Raw genomic sequence first — 539 nt, forward strand, 5'->3', positions numbered from 1 at the left:
TCACCGGTTTTTTCGCACTGCTCACGGCTTCCACAAGCTTGCGGATCTGCAAATAATTCGGCTCTGTTGTCGGCTGGTATCCCGGGAGATTCATCTCATGATCGTAGCTGAATTCTCCTTCAATTGTTGCTACATCTTTCGGAATATCAATCAATACAGGTCCGGGTCTTCCAGTTGTTGCAATATGGAACGCTTCTTTAATGATGCGCGGCAGATCTTCCGGCTGGCGAACCTGGTAGCTGTGTTTTGTTACTGGCATCGTAATCCCTAAAATGTCTGCTTCCTGAAATGCATCGCTCCCGATTACAGAGGTTGCTACCTGCCCTGTAAAGACAACTAACGGCAATGAATCAATCATGGCATCAGCAAGGCCTGTAACAAGGTTTGTCGCTCCCGGCCCTGACGTGGCAATGACGACACCCGGTTTTCCGGAGACCCTTGCGTATCCCTCCGCTGCATGAATTGCTCCTTGTTCGTGACGGGGAAGGATATGTACCAACCCTGAATTGTATAGCTTATCGTAAATCGGAAGCACAGCC

Annotated in this window: 1 protein-coding gene; it reads right to left on the reverse strand. The window is 49.4% G+C overall.

Annotated features, from left to right (window positions below; genetic code table 11):
• On the reverse strand, window positions 1–539 hold a 539-nt coding region (locus tag ACWHAR_RS31315; protein WP_452088959.1), incomplete at both ends, for a thiamine pyrophosphate-binding protein.

It is taken from the genome of Bacillus sp. LR--39, assembly GCF_053613335.1.